This window comes from Phytopseudomonas punonensis (genome assembly GCF_900142655.1).
GTDB classification, from domain to species: Bacteria; Pseudomonadota; Gammaproteobacteria; order Pseudomonadales; family Pseudomonadaceae; genus Aquipseudomonas; species Aquipseudomonas punonensis.
Genome location: NZ_FRBQ01000003.1, coordinates 577,042 through 594,113, shown reverse-complemented (window position 1 = coordinate 594,113; position 17,072 = coordinate 577,042). Strand labels below are relative to the sequence as shown.

The 17,072-nt window shown below is 61.3% G+C and carries 19 protein-coding genes and 1 pseudogene; 16 read left to right on the top strand and 4 right to left on the bottom strand.

Annotated elements, in window-relative coordinates:
- From BUC40_RS12795 to BUC40_RS12785, 4 genes are all read left to right on the top strand, one after another.
- On the top strand, nucleotides 1–350 hold a 350-nt coding region (locus BUC40_RS12795; protein ID WP_139272173.1), incomplete at its 5' end, for an integrase core domain-containing protein.
- A 524-nt stretch (nucleotides 351–874) separates the two neighbouring features.
- A complete protein-coding gene (locus BUC40_RS22710) occupies nucleotides 875–1,627 on the top strand; it encodes a hypothetical protein (RefSeq protein WP_139272171.1) in 753 nt (250 codons plus the stop codon).
- Nucleotides 1,628–1,796: 169 nt separating this feature from the next.
- Nucleotides 1,797–2,327, top strand: coding sequence for an REP-associated tyrosine transposase (locus BUC40_RS12790; protein ID WP_073266180.1), 531 nt, complete (start codon nucleotides 1,797–1,799; stop codon nucleotides 2,325–2,327).
- 242 nt (nucleotides 2,328–2,569) lie between these two features.
- Entirely contained in the window at nucleotides 2,570–2,857 is a 288-nt protein-coding gene (locus BUC40_RS12785) for a hypothetical protein (RefSeq protein ID WP_073266178.1), read from the top strand.
- A gap of 88 nt (nucleotides 2,858–2,945) precedes the next feature.
- Here BUC40_RS12785 and BUC40_RS12780 read toward each other — a convergent pair whose 3' ends face one another.
- Together BUC40_RS12780 and BUC40_RS12775 are read right to left on the bottom strand one after the other, a co-directional pair.
- Nucleotides 2,946–3,134, bottom strand: a complete 189-nt coding sequence (locus tag BUC40_RS12780; protein ID WP_073266176.1) for a DUF1289 domain-containing protein — start codon at nucleotides 3,132–3,134, stop codon at nucleotides 2,946–2,948.
- A complete protein-coding gene (locus BUC40_RS12775; RefSeq protein ID WP_073266174.1) occupies nucleotides 3,118–3,453 on the bottom strand; it encodes a hypothetical protein in 336 nt (111 codons plus the stop codon). Before BUC40_RS12775 ends, BUC40_RS12780 begins: the two co-directional genes overlap by 17 nt.
- Before the next feature lie 136 nt (nucleotides 3,454–3,589).
- Between BUC40_RS12775 and BUC40_RS12770 the strand changes: the two genes are divergently transcribed.
- Nucleotides 3,590–4,282 (top strand): GNAT family N-acetyltransferase, encoded by a 693-nt coding sequence (locus tag BUC40_RS12770; protein WP_073266172.1) that lies wholly within the window; start codon nucleotides 3,590–3,592, stop codon nucleotides 4,280–4,282.
- A gap of 187 nt (nucleotides 4,283–4,469) precedes the next feature.
- Nucleotides 4,470–4,988: a hypothetical protein gene (locus BUC40_RS12765; RefSeq protein ID WP_073266170.1), complete on the top strand. Its 519-nt coding sequence runs from the start codon at nucleotides 4,470–4,472 to the stop codon at nucleotides 4,986–4,988.
- A 131-nt stretch (nucleotides 4,989–5,119) separates the two neighbouring features.
- On the opposite strand, the gene BUC40_RS12760 is transcribed toward BUC40_RS12765, so the two are convergent.
- Nucleotides 5,120–5,863: a class I SAM-dependent DNA methyltransferase gene (locus BUC40_RS12760; RefSeq protein ID WP_073266168.1), complete on the bottom strand. Its 744-nt coding sequence runs from the start codon at nucleotides 5,861–5,863 to the stop codon at nucleotides 5,120–5,122.
- 243 nt (nucleotides 5,864–6,106) lie between these two features.
- Between BUC40_RS12760 and BUC40_RS12755 the strand changes: the two genes are divergently transcribed.
- Nucleotides 6,107–6,769, top strand: a complete 663-nt coding sequence (locus BUC40_RS12755) for an ion channel (RefSeq protein WP_073266166.1) — start codon at nucleotides 6,107–6,109, stop codon at nucleotides 6,767–6,769.
- 186 nt (nucleotides 6,770–6,955) lie between these two features.
- Nucleotides 6,956–8,128 carry a GGDEF domain-containing protein gene (locus tag BUC40_RS12750; protein ID WP_073266165.1) on the top strand — a complete coding sequence of 391 codons (1,173 nt, stop codon included), beginning with the start codon at nucleotides 6,956–6,958 and terminating at the stop codon, nucleotides 8,126–8,128.
- 27 nt (nucleotides 8,129–8,155) lie between these two features.
- Here the strand turns inward: BUC40_RS12750 and BUC40_RS12745 are convergent, their stop codons facing one another.
- Nucleotides 8,156–8,857 carry a DUF2076 domain-containing protein gene (locus BUC40_RS12745; RefSeq protein ID WP_073266163.1) on the bottom strand — a complete coding sequence of 234 codons (702 nt, stop codon included), beginning with the start codon at nucleotides 8,855–8,857 and terminating at the stop codon, nucleotides 8,156–8,158.
- Nucleotides 8,858–9,262: 405 nt separating this feature from the next.
- Here BUC40_RS12745 and BUC40_RS12740 point away from each other — a divergent pair, with 405 nt between their 5' ends.
- The 8 genes and pseudogenes from BUC40_RS12740 (at nucleotide 9,263) to BUC40_RS12705 (ending at nucleotide 17,046) form a co-directional block, all read left to right on the top strand.
- A complete protein-coding gene (locus BUC40_RS12740; protein ID WP_073266161.1) occupies nucleotides 9,263–10,081 on the top strand; it encodes a DeoR/GlpR family DNA-binding transcription regulator in 819 nt (272 codons plus the stop codon).
- A gap of 272 nt (nucleotides 10,082–10,353) precedes the next feature.
- A pseudogene (gene ltnD / locus BUC40_RS12735) lies at nucleotides 10,354–11,277 on the top strand (L-threonate dehydrogenase); the annotation flags it as partial.
- A gap of 3 nt (nucleotides 11,278–11,280) precedes the next feature.
- Nucleotides 11,281–12,567: a 3-oxo-tetronate kinase gene (otnK, locus tag BUC40_RS12730; protein WP_073266157.1), complete on the top strand. Its 1,287-nt coding sequence runs from the start codon at nucleotides 11,281–11,283 to the stop codon at nucleotides 12,565–12,567.
- A complete protein-coding gene (gene otnC / locus BUC40_RS12725; protein WP_073266155.1) occupies nucleotides 12,567–13,205 on the top strand; it encodes a 3-oxo-tetronate 4-phosphate decarboxylase in 639 nt (212 codons plus the stop codon). The genes otnK and otnC overlap by 1 nt, the downstream gene beginning before the upstream one ends.
- Nucleotides 13,206–13,289: 84 nt before the next feature.
- Nucleotides 13,290–14,747, top strand: a complete 1,458-nt coding sequence (locus tag BUC40_RS12720) for a GntT/GntP/DsdX family permease (protein WP_073266153.1) — start codon at nucleotides 13,290–13,292, stop codon at nucleotides 14,745–14,747.
- A 63-nt stretch (nucleotides 14,748–14,810) separates the two neighbouring features.
- Nucleotides 14,811–15,590 carry a 2-oxo-tetronate isomerase gene (otnI, locus tag BUC40_RS12715; RefSeq protein ID WP_073266151.1) on the top strand — a complete coding sequence of 260 codons (780 nt, stop codon included), beginning with the start codon at nucleotides 14,811–14,813 and terminating at the stop codon, nucleotides 15,588–15,590.
- A 156-nt stretch (nucleotides 15,591–15,746) separates the two neighbouring features.
- A complete protein-coding gene (locus BUC40_RS12710) occupies nucleotides 15,747–16,604 on the top strand; it encodes a DMT family transporter (RefSeq protein ID WP_073266149.1) in 858 nt (285 codons plus the stop codon).
- 94 nt (nucleotides 16,605–16,698) lie between these two features.
- Nucleotides 16,699–17,046: a cupin domain-containing protein gene (locus tag BUC40_RS12705; protein WP_027904635.1), complete on the top strand. Its 348-nt coding sequence runs from the start codon at nucleotides 16,699–16,701 to the stop codon at nucleotides 17,044–17,046.
- Nucleotides 17,047–17,072 lie beyond the last annotated feature (26 nt).

Sequence of the window (17,072 nt, the reverse complement as noted above, 5' to 3'; positions counted from 1 at the left end):
ATATGGCCTACGAGCAACGAGGCAAACCGCAGCAGGTACTGTTTCATTCCGATCAGGGTAGTCAGTACGCCAGCCGCCTTTTCCGGCAGCGGCTATGGCGATATCGGATGGAACAGAGCATGAGTCGTCGGGGTAACTGTTGGGACAATTCGCCGATGGAACGGTTGTTCCGCAGTTTGAAGTCCGAGTGGATTCCGGCGACCGGTTACGTGACCGCTTCGGAAGCTCAACGGGACATCAGTCATTACCTGATGCACCGTTACAACTGGATCAGGCCGCATCAGTACAACGACGGACTGCCACCTGCGGTGGCCGAAGAAAAACTTAACCCACTGTCCGGGATGGGTTGACCACTACACCGTGACTCAGGCATTCCAATACGTAAAGATTGAAAAAAGGGGACAGATTTATTTTCTGCGTCGCGCTCTTCTACTGGTTTCGCCCTTACGGCGAGTCACTTTCTCTTTGCTCGCGCGAAAGAGAAAGTAACCCAAGAGAAAGCGCGCCCGGCATCCGGGTTTCGCTGCGCGAAACTTCCCTCGCTCCTGCACTGTTCCGAGGGTCGTCACGGTGGGCCATCCCTACCTAGGCGGCCCCGGCCATCGTTCCTCGTTTGGAATCCATGCCAAAAGCCCCTTCTCGGCCTCCTGACGGGATTCGAGGACCGCGGTGTCTGAACATTTTGTGGAAGGCAGAGCAACAAGCAAGAACAGAGCTTACAGAACGGAACATCGCGGCTAGCGAGTAAGATGGACAACGCGAAGCTTGTTCACCGTGGTTAATGGCATTTAACCACAATGATTAGAAACACCTTCTGCAAACGTTTTGACCTCGTCGATATAGCAACCGCTAATAAAATGCAAGAGAGTACGGTTTGAAAAAAATTTGGAAAACCAAGATGGTCAGGGGCCTGTCAGTAGCACTTGCCGTCGCCATTGCAAGCGTCGGTCTTCTCAGTGACGCTGGTGGAGCTTGGAGCTTATTAAAGGCTTTCATCCCCAACAAAGAGCCACTTGTGGCAATACAGGGTCGTCTCAGCCCGGTTTTCAGAAATCCTGGCTTTTCCAGTAACCACGACGATGTGTCTCTTAGCTTACAGGTGCGCAACTATAGCGAAGCACCAGTCACGCTAATTGCTGCCTCCTTATCTGTAGAGAATGCCCGAACCGTGACCGTTGCGAAGAGTGGTGGCAAAGGCAGATGTACGCTAGGTTCTGATCGAAACGAAAACAGTCCAATCACCATTGCGCCTGGAGCGACTCAATGGCTCACTGTCGGTGATAATGTCGAGTTGCGGGGAGTTTCGTCCTACCTTACTGACGAAAGATTATCTGAGGTCTTTGTACACGAAACGGCAGGTAGGCCTTTTAGCATTGCACAGCTAACCTATGTTGAGGATCTGAATGCCTACTTTGATAAAGTCTATGGATCGCAGGCAATAATCAAAGTTACCATGCAATCCATCTCAAATAAAGAACATATCTTTACCTTCCCAATCGCACAGGGAAAAGATCTTTTTGCAACGGACGGAAGCTTACACCATGACTGGTTTATCGCTAACTGGAAAAACTGGAGGAATATTCGATCATTAGGCGGATATAAATGCGGAAATGAATATGATTCCTAATAAATACCAGGTGATCTGAAACAAGTAGTCCGGACAACCACTCCCAACGGTGAATGAAAAAGCGTCATCCACCCTACGGGAACCGGGAGTCCGAAGTTAGCGCGTAGGGTGGACAACGCGAAGCTTGTCCACCATGGTTCAAGCAACACACTGCTCAAGGACGAGCACCATGCCCAACTACCGCCGAGCCCGTGTTCCTGGCGCTACCTACTTCTTTACCATCAACCTGCATGATCGCCATAGCAACCTGCTGATCCGCGAGATCGAGCTGTTACGTGAGACGGTACGGGCAACGCGGGCTCGCCATCCCTTTCATATCGACGCCTGGGTGGTGCTACCCGACCATATGCATTGCCTGTGGACGCTACCGCCAGGCGACGCCAACTTTGCCTCGCGCTGGAAGATTATCAAGTTCGCTTTCGCCAAACGTCTGCCCATCACCGAGACACGTACGGCCAACCAACAGCGCCGTCGCGAACGCGGCATCTGGCAACGGCGCTATTGGGAGCATCTGATCCGTGATGAGCGGGATTACCAGCAGCACTTCGATTACATCCACATCAATCCGCTGAAACACGGCTATGTCGAGCACCTGGAAGACTGGCCGTATTCGAGTTTTCATCGTGCGGTGGCGATGGGCGTCTATCCCGCTGGCTGGTGCGTAGAACCGGAGCGTGCTGACCGAGGTTACGGTGAATAAAGAGTTCGACGTTAAATCGCTATGGTGGATGAAAAAAGCATCAGCTACGCGCCCCGATCCATCCATAGCTTGCGCTCTCAAGCTGCTTGTAGGCATGCGGCCCTCGAAGCCGCGTCGATAGCAACAAGCTCGCCCTATCAACGCAGAGTACAGAAGCTCCTGGGTGGTGTATTCGCACCGAGCATAGGTACGATCAATAAACGCCCGGTCAGGGCAAAATGGAATTTCTCGGCACCACGCGAATGAAAAAACTACTAATTGCAGCAATCTTGGCAGTACTGGCCCTACTCTATGTAGGCTATTACGAAGCCCTTGAGGACGGTGATATAGAAACCATTCTGTTCATCAAGAAACACCCAACGTTTCAGATGAAGTTTCATAACATTCACGCCAACGATGGTGAGATCAGGAAGGTTGAGCGCCTTACCGATGAGGAGCGAAATCTGATCATTGATTACTGCCGGTATCGGCTGGGGATCGATACAGAGCTGAAAACGCAGGATGACGTGGAAGTGTGCAGGCGGAAATGATCTTCTGATCGCGGTTGGCCGCTGGTATTCGTGATGCAAAGCATCACAGTCCACCTTCCCACATGGCGCGTGGAATGATCGTGAGTCGCTAGCCCTTGCTCTTCTTCTTGGCAATCGCCTTCATCCGCACTGCCGCCTTCTGCACTGTGGCCATCTTCTCCGGGCGTTTCATGCCGCGCCATTTGCGGATTTCTTCGCGGGTGCGGCCGCAGCTCACGCACATTTCACTGTTGAGCTGACACAGCGACACGCAGGGGTTTTCAATGTCCTTGGCCACGTTTGCCCCTTGCCGGCTGCTCGACCGAAAACGCCACATGGTCGGCGATGCGCCCCACGCTGATGCCCACTTCCTCGAAAGCGGCCAGGGTCAACGCCAGCATTCTGGCCTTGTCAGCGCTGGCCAGTGCCCTCGCCTTGTTGGCCTCGCCGTCGAATACCCAGGTAACGATCAGGCTCTCTGGAAAGCGCTCGTAGTTCACCTCGTGGGTAAGCCAATGGAAGCCGACGATTTCACTCTTCGCCGTTTCGCAGGCGTCGGTAAGCGTGCGAATCAACTCGCGTTCGATGCCTGCATATTTTCGTTTCGACGCTGCCATAAGGCCCTTCTGGATCAATACTCGATGCGGTGCCATGTTACCCGAGGTGGTCCATGGATAGGCCTTCGACACCAACGCCCTGCAGCCCCACGGGTTACAATGCAGCCCGCCGTTTTTATCAAGAGCCCACCTTTCAATGTTCACCCTTAGCCACCTCGATGCCACGCCGCCAGAGTCCCTCAAAGCCCAGGTGCTGCAGATGGTGGTGGACTACTTCAGCGATATCAGCCCGGTGCCGCTGACGCCCAGCAACCCGCTGTTCCAGCTGTACCAGTACGTGATCGGCTACGAGGTGCACCTGTACCTGCAGGCCATGAACGGTGAGGCGCACAGCCCCACGCAGTTGCTGCTGGCCCTGGATGATCAGGATCCGTCCGTGGTGCTGGGTTTTGCGCTGTACCTGCCCAGCCAGGACGACGCCGACGCCTGCACCCTCGCCTATATGGCCGTAGCCGCCAGCCATCGTCGGCACGGCATTGCCCGCGCCATGTTGCAGCGCATCACCGAGCGCCATCCGCATATGGAGCTGGCCTGCATCGCTGGCAAGGTGCCGATCTTCGAGGCCATGGGCCTGCAGGTGCTGGCGGCGCAAGGGCCCCAGGTGCTGATGAACACCCGCGACCAGCGCTCCGATGGCCTGGTGGCCGTGCAGGACCTGGCGCCGGTGTTTCAGTCCACCGAAGTGCGGCAGATCCACGCCTATCTGCTCAAACAAAACGGCAAAAAGGCCATGAGCGAAGCCGAGAAACAGCGCGACTATCACCTGGATCAGCTGGCCCATCAGGCGCGCCAGTTGGTTGCTGAACGGCTCACGCCGACCATTCACTGATCGCACAGCCAGCCAACCCGGTAAGCGCGCTATTTGCGTGACGGATCACGCAGCCTATCCAGCAGATGCCATACCCTGGCGTGATTGCCGGGCTACCATTTGCAGCGCGCCGGAGCTGAACCCTTCAGCGTGTATGCCCGCGCCCCGGAACGCCCTGTAGTCAGACCTAAGGAAGAGAGTGACGCTTATGGACATCCGCTTTCTGACCTTCCCCGATTTTCACAGCGTGTATTTCTACCGCTCCATCACCCTGGCCATTCTCTTGGCGATTGGCGGCCTGGTACTGTTCAAGGCGCCAGCCACACGGCTGCCTGAACTCCTGCTGGTCGGCGGCTGCTTGTTGCTGATGGGATGGCGGTTTGCAGTGGAATGGCTGCGGTTGAACAAGGCCGGCGCAGCGTCCATTCATAACGGTGAGCTGATCATCTCCAGCGAAAGTGGCAGCCGGCAGATTCCGCTGAGCAGCGTGCGCGCTGTAGCCTCGAAACATAGCCTGTTCATGGTGCGCCGCTACCGCTCGTGGAGCGAGCATCTGGCCTTCGTGGAATTCACCCTGCACAACGGTGAGCGCGTTTACACGCTGGCGGAAAGTGCGGTGTTCGAGTCGCCAGCGGCCAAGCACAGCCTGGCGGCGATTCAGGCTGCCGTGCTGGCTGCCAAGGTGAAAAGCGCAGCGGCTGAAAGCTCTGCAGCGCTGGCGAGATAGATCTGCGCAGCACGGGTTGCAAGGCAGCCACCCAGCCAGCCGTTTCAGCCGCTGATCAGGCTTGAGGCCGGTGAAGATCGCGGCTAAAGCCGCTCCCACGGATCAGTGGGGGTCCTCACCAGAAGTACCCGCTAACCCTTCACGCAAACGAACAGCGCATTACCGGCGCTCTCGCTGATCGGCAGGATTTTCTGGTAGTCGTGCGCCAGCACATGCACCTCGAAGTACGGCTGCAACAACGCTTCCAGCTCGGCGAAGCTCACCGCGACCATCGGGTGTTCGTCGTTCCAGATCAGCGTTTCATCGCCCGTGGTTTTCTCGATGCGCAGGCGCAGCGATTGCCGCTCCCCAGCTCCGCTGTAGTGCCAGCCCGAACTGAAGGTGAAGCGGCCGTCATCGGCGTCTACGGTATGCGCGGCGAACAGGCGATTGTCTATGCGGGCTCTGTCGACCGCGTTAAAGCAGAACAGGCCGCCGGGTTGCAGCGCACGATGCACGTGGGCGATACAGGCGGCCAGCCGCTCAGTGGTCGCGCTGTAATGCAGGGAGTAGAGAAAACAGGTGATCAGGTCGACTGGCTCGCTCACTCTGAAGTCGCACATGTCCTGCACGGCGAAGTGCGCCTCGGGGCAGCGGATGGCGGCCTTGTCGAGCATCGGCTGGTTGATATCCAACCCGGCGCTCTTGAAGCCGGCATCGAGAAAATGCCGAACGTGGGGGCCAGTGCCGCAAGCCAGGTCCAGATGGCTCATGCCGCCATTGCCGAACAGCTGGTGCAGACGCTGCACGGCGTGGCTCTGCGCCCGGTAGTCGATATCGGCGCACATCAGGTCGTAGTAGTCGGACAGGTCCGTATAGAGGGCGTTCACGGGCATCGGGACCTGACCATGGCGAGGGGTATTTTGGGGCGCGGATCATAGCCGAATCTTGCGCGGCCCTGCGGATATTCACTGCAAGCCCGATGATACGAATAAACGAAATGGATATCGCTTCAGCGGGAAATGACATGCCGGAAAACAAGTGGCGAATGGCAGCATACGCGGCGCTGATGATCCATTAGACTGCCCGGCAAAATGCCCACCCGCCCACTATGGGTATCCCTCGCCCGGTTCCACTCGATGCCCAAGGCCTACACCTACCTGCTCCGCTATCCATCCGCCAGCCTGCTGTTCGTGCAGTTGCTGGGCATCGTGCTCTACCCGTTCATGGAGCAGCTGTCCGAGGGGCGGGCCATCGTCGGTGCCTTCGGCATTGTGGTGCTGGCGATGTCGCTGCGCATGGTGCGCAGCAGCCCGAACATCCAGTGGATCGCCTTCACTCAAGCGGCATGCATCTTGGCACTGACGGTTGCCGTGGAGTTCGAGAGCAATACTGCGTTGTCGATCTTGCTGGCAGCGCTGGAGTCGAGTTTCTACTTCTATGCCGCTGGCGGTTTGATCGCCTACATGATGGAAGATCAGCGCGCCAGCACTGATGAACTGTTTGCCGTAGGTGCCACCTTTACCTTGCTGGCTTGGGCCTTCGCCCATGCTTTTCACGTTTGCCAATTGCTCAGCCCCGGCAGTTTCACGGCCGCGATAAACCCCGAGGCGCAGCGCACCTGGATGGAACTGCTGTACCTGAGTTTTACCGTTCTATCGGGAGTTGGCCTGAGCGACATCACCCCGCTGCGACCTTTCGCCCGTGCCCTGGTGATGCTTGAGCAGTTCGCCGGGGTGATGTACATCGGCCTGGTGCTTACGCGCATGATCAGCCTGACCGTCAGGCCACGGGCCGGCTAACGCCATGGAGCGCGTTTCGAAGCGCGCCAGGCCGGTGAGTCGAGAATTATTCACGGCGCGAGAAAAAGCGGCCAGCCACCTCCTTTTCATGCATGCCGGCTACGCTCAAACCCATACAGTTCACCGCCACTGAAAAACCCGCGGCGCACATCGCTTCCAACCCTTATTACGCAGGCCCAGCAGAACATGGCGTTCGATCCCCTAACCATGCTGACGATCACCATCGCCCTGGCGTTGGCGGCGTCGCTGTATCTGGCCATCGAGTGGCAAACCGTTCGCGAGCCCGCGCTGCTGTTCTGGAGTGCCGGTTTTGCCCTGATCAGCGTGGGCTGCATCCTCGCCCTGCTGCGCAGCAGCGGCCTGCTGCTGGTGGGTATCTGGTTCGCCAATGGTCTGCTGATAACCTCGCACTGGCTGTTCTTCGCCGGCGTGGCGCGCTTTACCGAAGTCCGGCTATCGCGTGCCTGGTTGCTGGCGGTGGCCATCTGGTTTGCGATGTTGTTGCTGCCCAACGGCCCGGAGTGGTCGAAGATCATGCTGCTGGTCAACTCGCTGCTGATCGCGCTGATCACCATCCGCGCGAGCTTCCTGTTGCGCCCGCGCGGCAAGTCGCTGGGCGCCGGGGCAGCGCAGCTGCGCTTCGTGCTGCTGGGTCACGGGCTGTTCTATATCGCCAAGACCATTCCGGTGTTGGTACCCGGCACGCTGATCGACCTGGCCTCGTTTCAGGGCCAGATCATCAAGATCTCGCTGGTCGAGGGGGTGATGGCCTTGATGCTTATTTCCCTGTCGATGACCGGCACCGTGCGCTACCGCCGCGAGAAGCGCATCGAGCGCCTGGCCGCGCGTGACCCACTGACTGCCATGTACAACCGCCGCGCCCTGGAAGCACGGGCGCCCAAGCTACTCGACGGCGTTTCGCCGAAGCATCCCGGTGCGCTGCTGCTGATCGATATCGACAACTTCAAGCAGGTCAACGACCTGCACGGTCATGCCGCCGGCGACAAGCTGCTGGTTGCCCTTGGCGAAATGATTCGCCAGGCTTTGCCCGAAGGCTCACTGGCCGCGCGATTGGGCGGCGACGAGTTCGTGATTCTACTCAGAGACGCCTCCCCGGAACGCATCACCAACCTGGGCGACCTGCTGCGCCAGCAGTTTCAAAGCGCTGCGGCGCAGACCTTCGCCACGCCCGAGGCGGTCACCCTGAGCGTCGGCGCCAGCCTGTTCGACCAACCGCCCGCCAGCCTGGCAGCGTTGATCGAGCAAGGCGACGTGGCGCTTTATGAGTCCAAACGCGGCGGGCGCGACAGTATCCGCCTGGTGGATCGCACCAGCAACGCCGAGCCGTTGACGGGTTAGCACTCTTTACCCACTACCCCTGCCCTATCAGCTGAACATGCTGTCGTCGTCGAAGAAGTCCGAGCTGTCGAAGGCATCGGTGTCGATATCGTTGCTATTGGCGTAGGACGTGTCATTGAGGCCGCCTGCGAAGTTGTCCCGCATGGGCGTGTCGTCCAGGCCACCTGCGAAACTGTCCTGCATGGGCGCGTCTTCGCGGATGACTTCGACGATTTCCTGGGGCTGGTTGTGGTGGAACATGTTGGTGAGCAGATCCGCCACCATCACCCCGCCCGCCACACCGGCGGCAGTCTGCAGGGCGCCGCGCATGAAACCACCGCCCTGGGCTGCCGGCGCTGCGCCAGGCATGGCTGCTGGTACCGCCGCAGCGGCCGCAGCGTTCTGGGAAAAGCGCGTTTCACCCCAGCCAGCGGGGCGCTGGGCGGGCTGCGGCGTGGTATTTGGCTGGCCGCCGCCGAACAGCCCGGAAAGAAAACCACCACTGCCGGAGCGCTGGCGCTGCGCGTCGGCGGCCTGGGCTTCAAGTTCGCGCACGCGCTGATCCAGGCGCTTGATGGCCGCCTCCTGAATCAACAGGGCCTGGGCCATGTAATAGGGTGCGGCAGGCTGCCGGGCCAGATGGCTCTTGATCTGCGCCTCGGCATCGGTGTCGCGCAGCCCGCCCTCGTGCTCGGCCTCTTGCAGGCGGGTGAACAGGCCATCGATCAGGGTTTGCTCTTCGGAATTCATGGGTGCCTCGCTTGAGCAGTAGAGAAATGCACATCCCTGTTGACGGTGCCGCGCGGCGCCCGGCGCCGCTGAAAGGCATCTCTAAAAACTGCCTGCGTTGCCATCGCCGCGTTGAAAGCAGGCGAAAAAGCTCATTTACAGCTCGTAAACTCCGCTTTTTCGCCTGCTTTCGCCTTGCGCTGACTGCCTCGGCTACGTTTTTAGAGGCGCCTTGAATCGAGATATTGGAGTGAATTGCAAAATTACAAGTTCCGGGCTGGCAGGCAATACATCACGGCAGTCGGCGACCTTGGGCACCGCTATCGCTGCGCCGAGGGCCAAATGGTTTGAATGAGCGGATTGTGTTAAAAACCTGCCACTGATTACCTCGCACCTGCACCACGGTGCCTTTACGCAGGAGCGCGTATGCCACCTTCCGATAAGCACGCCACGCCCAGCGTTGCCCCGATGATTCCCGAGCAGCGCCGTGAGCAGATGCTGCGCCAGCTGCGCAAGCATCAGGTGCTGAGCGTTCATCAGCTGATGGAGATGTTCGAGTGCTCGCACATGACCGTGCGCCGCGACATTGCCCAGCTGGAGCAACAGGGCCGTGCCTATTCGGTCACTGGCGGTGTACGGATAGCCAGCCAGTTGCACAGCGAGCCCAGCCATGACTCCAAGGCCGTGGTGGAGCTGCCGCACAAGCAGGCCATGGCCCGCCTGGCTGCCGGCCTGCTGCACCCGGACATGACGATCTACCTGGACGCTGGCACCACCACCCTGGAGATAGTGCCGCATATCATCGCGCTGTCAGGCATGACCGTGGTGACCAACGACTTCGGGATCGTGCATGCCCTGGCCGCAGCCGACCATGTGAACGTGATCCACACCGGTGGGTTGCTCGACCACCCCAACATTTCCAGCGTCGGTGGCCTGGCAGCGGCGACCCTGCGCCAGCTGGCCACCGACATCGCGTTCATTTCCACCAGTTCCTGGGACCTGCAACGTGGCACCACCACGCCGTCGGCGCTGAAAGTCGAGGTCAAGCAGGCGGCCATGCAATCGGCCTCGCGTAACGTGCTGATCGCCACCAGTTCCAAGTACGGCACCTTCGGCATGTATAAGGTCGCCGCCCTTGAACAATTCGACACCCTGATCACCGATAGCGCCCTCACCCCCGCCGCCGCCGAGAGCATCCGCCACCAGCGTATCGAGCTCTTGCTCGCCGGCACCCCGGCCTCCTGACCCACCACCTCCAGGTATCGCGCCTCAAGCCAATCCAGCCAGCACACCCTGTGCTGGCTCGGCTTCGGTCACGAATACGCGCCTGACTCAAGATCGATACAAGCCTGTTCCCGGCTGAAGCCCGCCCTTGCCAGCCACTCGGACGTGATCATTGCGCGCGCCCGCTCGTGTGAATTTTTGTTAATTTGAAAAAACACTTCACATCATCCGATCATTAATTCACTATCCGATTCACATTTCAGAACAATTAAGCCGTCAATCAGCACGACGCGCGACGGCAAAGACCGAGGAAGACTGCAATGACTCAATCCAATGTCGGTGTAATCGGCCTGGGCGCCATGGGCCTGGGTATTGCCCGCTCCCTGCTGCGCAGCGGGTTCAAGGTGCATGCCTGTGATGTACGCAACGAGGTGGTTCAGGCATTCGCCGCCGAGGGCGGTGTGGCCTGCGCCTCGCCTGCCGAGATGGCCGCAGTCTGCGACATCGTCATTACCGTGGTAGTCAATGCCGAGCAGACCGAGACCGTGCTGTTCGGTGACAAGGGCGCCGTTACCGCCCTGCGCCCCGGCAGCCTGGTGATAGGTTGCGCCACTGTCGCGCCAACCTTCGCCGTTGAGCTGGGCCAGCGCCTGGCCGACAAGGGCCTCGCCTACCTCGACGCACCGATTTCCGGTGGTGCCGCCAAGGCCGCTGCCGGCCAGATGACCATGATGACTTCCGGCCCCGCCGACGCTTATGCCAAGGCCGAAGCCGTGCTGGCCGGCATGGCGGGCAAGGTGTACCGCCTCGGCGACGTCCATGGCCTGGGCTCCAAGGTCAAGATCATCAACCAGCTGTTGGCCGGTGTGCACATTGCCGCCAGCGCCGAAGCCATGGCTCTGGGCCTGCGCGAAGGCGTGGATGCCGATGCCCTGTACGAAGTGATCACCAACAGCGCTGGCAACTCTTGGATGTTCGAGAACCGCGTGCCGCACATCCTCAACGCCGACTACACGCCGCTGTCGGCCGTGGACATCTTCGTCAAGGACCTGGGCCTGGTACTCGATACCGCACGCACCAGCAAATTCCCGCTGCCGCTGTCGGCCACTGCACACCAGATGTTCATGCAGGCCTCCAGCGCCGGTTTCGGCCGCGAGGACGACTCCGCCGTGATCAAGATTTTCCCGGGCATCGAGCTGCCCAAGGCCAAGGAGTAACCCATGAGCGAGACCTCCCGCCCGCTGCTGGGCTGCATCGCCGATGATTTCACTGGTGCTACCGACCTCGCCAACATGCTGGTGCGCGGCGGCATGCGCACCGTGCAGAGCATCGGCATTCCCAGCGCCGAAGTAGCTGCCGGCCTGGATGCCGACGCCATCGTCATCGCCCTGAAGTCGCGCACCACGCCGGCCGCCGAAGCCGTCGCCGAATCCCTGGCCGCCATGCAGTGGCTACGTGAACGTGGCTGCGAGCAGATCTTCTTCAAGTACTGCTCGACCTTCGACTCCACCCCGGCCGGTAATATCGGCCAGGTCAGCGAGGCGCTGCTGACCAAACTGGGCGGCGATTTCAGCATCGCCTGCCCGGCCTTCCCGGAGAACGGCCGGACGATTTTCCGCGGCCACCTGTTCGTGCAGGACCAACTGCTCAACGAATCGGGCATGCAGAGTCACCCGCTGACGCCGATGGGCGACGCCAACCTGTTGCGCGTGCTCGATGCCCAGACCCAAGGCAAGGTCGGCCTGCTGCGCTATGACACCGTGGCCAAGGGCAGCGATGCCGTGCGTGCGCGCATCACCGAACTGCGTGCCGAAGGCGTGACCATGGCGATTGCCGATGCCGTGTCGGACGCCGATCTCTACACCTTGGGCGAAGCCTGCGCCGACCTGCCGCTGCTTACCGGTGGCTCGGGCCTGGCGCTGGGCTTGCCGAGCAACTTCCGCAAGGCGGGCAAGCTGCGTGACATCGACGCTGAACAACGCATCGACATCCCTGGTGGTGACGTGGTGCTGGCCGGCAGTGCTTCGGTCGCCACCAACGGCCAGGTGATTGCCTGGCTGGAAGCCGGTCGCCCGGCGCTGCGCATCGACCCGCTGGCCCTCGCTGCCGGCCAGCCGGTGGTCGAGCAGGCCATCGCCTTCGCCCGCGACGCCGGCCAGACCGTACTGATCTACGCCACCAGCTCCCCCGATGAGGTCAAGGCCGTGCAACAGAAGCTCGGCGCCGAGCGTGCCGGGGCGATGGTCGAAGACGCACTGGGGCAGATCGCCAAGGGCCTGCTGGCTGCAGGCGTACGCCGCTTCGTAGTAGCCGGAGGGGAAACCTCCGGTGCCGTGGTCCAGGCCCTGGGCGTGCAGCTGCTGAAGATCGGCGCGCAGATCGACCCCGGTGTCCCGGCTACGGTCAGCGACGGCGAGCAACCGCTCGCGCTGGCGCTGAAGTCCGGCAACTTCGGCGCTCGTGATTTCTTCACAAAGGCCCTCAAACAGCTGGCGGGAGAAGCCTGATGAGCAATGAAAAAGCCCTGCGCGAGGAAATCTGCGATGTCGGTCGGCTGCTGTATGGCCGCGGCTACACCGTAGGCAGCGCCGGCAACATCAGTGCACGCCTTGACGACGGCTGGCTGATCACGCCAACAGACGCCTGCCTGGGCCGTATGCACCCGGACGACATCGCCAAGGTCAACCTGGCCGGCGAATGGGTGTCGGGTAACAAGCCGTCCAAGACCCTGGCCCTGCACCGCCAGGTGTATGACCGCAACCCAGGAGTCGGTGGCGTGGTGCACACCCACTCCACCCACCTGGTGGCGCTGACCCTGGCCGGTGTATGGCGCGAAGACGACATCCTGCCGCCGCTGACCCCGTACCAGGTCATGAAGGTCGGCCACATCCCGCTGATCGGCTACCAGCGCCCAGGCTCGCCCGTGGTGGCCGAGCGCGTGGCGCAGCTAGCCAACAGTGTGCGCGGCGTAATGCTCGAACGCCTGGGCCCGGTGATCTGGGAAAGCTCGGTCGCCAAGGCCTGCTACGCCCTCGAAGAACTCGAGGAAACCGCCCGACTTTGGCTGATGAGCGAGCCCAAGCCCGCTCCTCTGTCGGAACAGGCGCTGGAAGAACTTAACCAGGTTTTCGGCGCGAACTGGTAACGCCTTCACCAATGTCCGGGTTCCGCTCTGCGGCGCCCGGTCAGCCCCGGCACTGCCGGACAACAATAAAAAACGAGAATTGAAATGACACCACTCATGTTGATGCTGATCGCCGGTGCCGGTATCGCACTGCTGCTGTTTCTGGTCCTCAAATACAAATTCCAGCCCTTCGTGGCGCTGATGCTGGTGAGCATCATCGTCGCTCTGGTAGCCGGTGTGAAACCTGCCGACCTGGTGGCGACCATCGAAGGTGGCATGGGCAAAACCCTCGGCCATATCGCGATCATCATCGCCCTGGGCGCGATGATCGGGCGCATCATCGAGTTGTCCGGCGGCGCCGAGGCGCTCGCCAAGACGCTCATCGAGCGCTTCGGCAACCGGCGCACGCCACTGGCGCTGACCGTGGCCGGCTTCATGGTCGGTATCCCGGTGTTCTTCGAGGTCGGCGTGATCATCCTCATGCCGCTGGCTTACGGTGTGGCACGTGCTGCGCGCAAGCCACTGCTGATCTTCGCCCTGCCGATGTGCGCCGCCCTGCTGGCGGTGCATGCCTTCCTGCCGCCGCACCCGGGTGCCGTGGCGGCTGCCAGCCAGCTGGGCGCTGACCTGGGTCGCGTATTGCTGCTGGGCATTCCGCTGGTCGCGGTGGTGTGCATGGTCGGCTACTTCATCGCCGGGCGCATGACCCGCAAAACCTACCCGATGACCGACGACATTCGCGCCGAGGTCTATGGCCCCCACGTAACCAATGCCGACCTGGAAGCCTGGGCGCGCAACGACTACTCCACCGTGCGTGAAGTGGCTGAGAGCAAGGAATTCGGCGCCGAGGCCAATGCCGGCAGCCTGGCCAAAAGCCTGCCACCCGCCCCTGCCCCGGGTTTCGGCCTGATCATCACGTTGATCCTGCTGCCGATCGTGCTGATCCTGCTCGGCACCCTGGCCACTACCTTGCTGCCGGCCGGTTCCATGCTGCGTGACGTGCTGACCGTACTGGGTGCGCCGCTGGTAGCGCTGTTGATCGATACGCTGCTGTGCGCCTGGCTTCTCGGTTCACGCCGTGGCTGGAGCCGTTCGCAGGTCTCCGACGTGCTCGGCTCGGCGCTGCCGGGCGTGGCGATGGTGATCCTCATTGCCGGTGCTGGCGGCGTGTTCGGCAAAGTGCTGGTCGACACCGGCATTGGTGCGGTGGTCTCCGAGGCGCTGCGCCACACCGGTCTGCCAGTGCTGGCCCTGGGCTTCATCCTGACCATGCTGCTGCGTGCGGTGCAGGGTTCGACCACCGTGGCCCTGGTGACCACCGCCGGTATCCTCAGCCCGCTGATCGCCACCCTCGACCTGTCGGCCAACCATCTCGCGCTGCTGTGCCTGGCCATGGGCGGTGGTGGCCTGGCGATGTCGCACATCAACGACGCCGGCTACTGGATGTTCACCAAGCTGGCCGGCCTGAACGTGGCCGACGGCCTGCGCACCTGGACCGTACTGGTGACCATCCTGGGCACCCTGGGCTTCGTGATGACCCTCATCCTGTGGCCATTAGTCTGATGCACGGCGAGCGCTAGCGCTCGCCCTCTCAATCCCCTCGCAGATTTGAAAAGAGAGAGCCCCATGCCTCGCTTCGCCGCCAACCTCAGCATGCTGTACCCGCAGCATGATTTTCTGGACCGCTTCGCTGCGGCCGCCGCCGACGGCTTCGCGGCGGTCGAATACCTGTTCCCCTACGACTACAGCGCCCAGGAGCTGAAACAGCGCCTGAGCGACAACGGGCTGGTGCAGGCCCTGTTCAACGCGCCACCAGGTGACTGGGCGGCCGGCGAGCGCGGTATCGCCAGCCTGCCGGGTCGCGAGGCTGAATTCCGTGCCGGCGTGGCCAAGGCGCTGGAATACGCCCAGGTGCTGGGCAACGACCGCATCCATGTGATGGCCGGCCTGCTGCCCGATGAGGCGCTGCGCGGCACGCACCAGGCGGTGTATCTGGAAAACCTCGCCTATGCCGCCGAGCAGGCGCGCAGCGCTGGCGTAACGGTACTGATCGAGCCGATCAATACTCGTGACATGCCGGGCTTCTTCCTCAACCGCCAGGATCAGGCCCAGGCCATCGTCCACCAGGTGGGTGCCGACAACCTCAAGGTGCAGTTCGACTGCTACCACTGTCAGATCGTCGAAGGCGACCTGACCATGAAGCTGCGCCGTGATTTCGCTGGCATCGGCCACATCCAGATCGCTGGCGTACCAGATCGCCACGAGCCGGACATGGGCGAACTGAACTACGCGCAGCTGTTCGAGGTAATCGATGAGCTGGGGTACACCGGCTGGATCGGCTGCGAGTACCGCCCCAAGGGCGATACCAGCGAAGGCCTGGAGTGGCTGCGTCAGCTCAAGGCCTGAGCTAGCTGCCTGGCGGCGCCCATGAGGTCGTCGCCAGGCTAGCGTAGCGACCTCTTATCAGGTCGCGAACACCTTCCCAGGCGGCGTATCCGGGCACGTCATTGCACCAATTTGGAGCGATCATCCAGGCATTCCATAACGACAAGGAAAGCCGGGATGAAAGACTCAGCGCGCGGCCTGTTGCTGGTCACGAGCGGCATCGTGCTGCTCAGCTTCGATGGCCTGCTGGTGCGCCTGGTGAATGCCGATGGCTGGAGCATCGTGTTCTGGCGCGGGCTGCTGATGTTCGTCGCGTTGGCCGCTTTTTCGCTTTCCACCAGAAGCCGGGTGAGCCTGCGGGCCAAGCCGCTACCCAGCGCCGTTTCGGCCGTGCTGCTGGCATTGATCTCGATTTTCTTCGTGCTGGCGATCGTGCATACCACGGTGGCCAACGTGGTGGTCATCCTCAGTACCGCGCCGTTGTTCGCCGCACTGTTCACGCGCTTCTTGCTGCACGAGGCGGTGGCGATACGCACCTGGCTGGCGATCGGCGTGGCGACGCTGGGCATCGTGCTGGTATTCGCCGGTTCCTTCAGCGCCAACGACCTGTTGGGTAACGGCTATGCGCTGCTGTCTTCGCTAGCGCTGGGCGCCAACCTCACCCTGCTACGCCGCCATTCCAGCCTGGCCCGCATGCCGCTGATCGCCCTGGCCGGGCTGGTTGCCGCGCTGATCGCGCTGCCCAAGGCGCAACCGTTCGGCCTCGATCAGGCCAGCTACCTGGCATTGGGGCTGATGGGGCTGCTGCAGATGCCGCTGGCCACCTTGCTGATCAACAGCGCGACACGCTACCTGCCGTCCGCCGAGGTGGCACTGTTCTACCTGCTGGAAAGCGTGCTCGGCACGCTGTGGGTCTGGTACTTCCTCAGCGAGGTGCCAGCCCGGGCCACGCTGTATGGCGGCGCGCTGGTGATCGCCACGCTGGTGGTGCATGCCGGTTTCACCCTGCGCGCACGCCCCGCCCTGCCGGCCTGAGCGCGAATACGCACGCCCATGTCGACCCCAGACAACCAGGGAGCGAACACGAGCCCTAAGGTAAACCCCTTTCGTCCAACAACAGGAGCCGCTCATGGCCAACAAACCGATTACCGTTCTGCGCGACACCCAACCCATGCCCGTGGTCGATGCCTGCAAGTGGGAGCGTATCGAGGGCGACCCGCACACGGTCAACCTCAACGCCTACACCAGCGATGACGGCAGCAAGATCATGGGCACCTGGATCTGCACGCCTGGCAAATGGCGAGTGGAGTACGTGAAGTGGGAGTACTGCCACTTCCAGGAAGGCTATTGCATCATCACCCCGGACGGCATGGCGCCGATCCATCTCAAGGCCGGCGATATCTTCGTCGTCGAGCCGGGCATGAAAGGCACCTGGGAAGTGGTCGAAACAGTACGTAAGTACTTCGTATTCGCCTGACCCTACCACCTGGATGGCCACCGTCA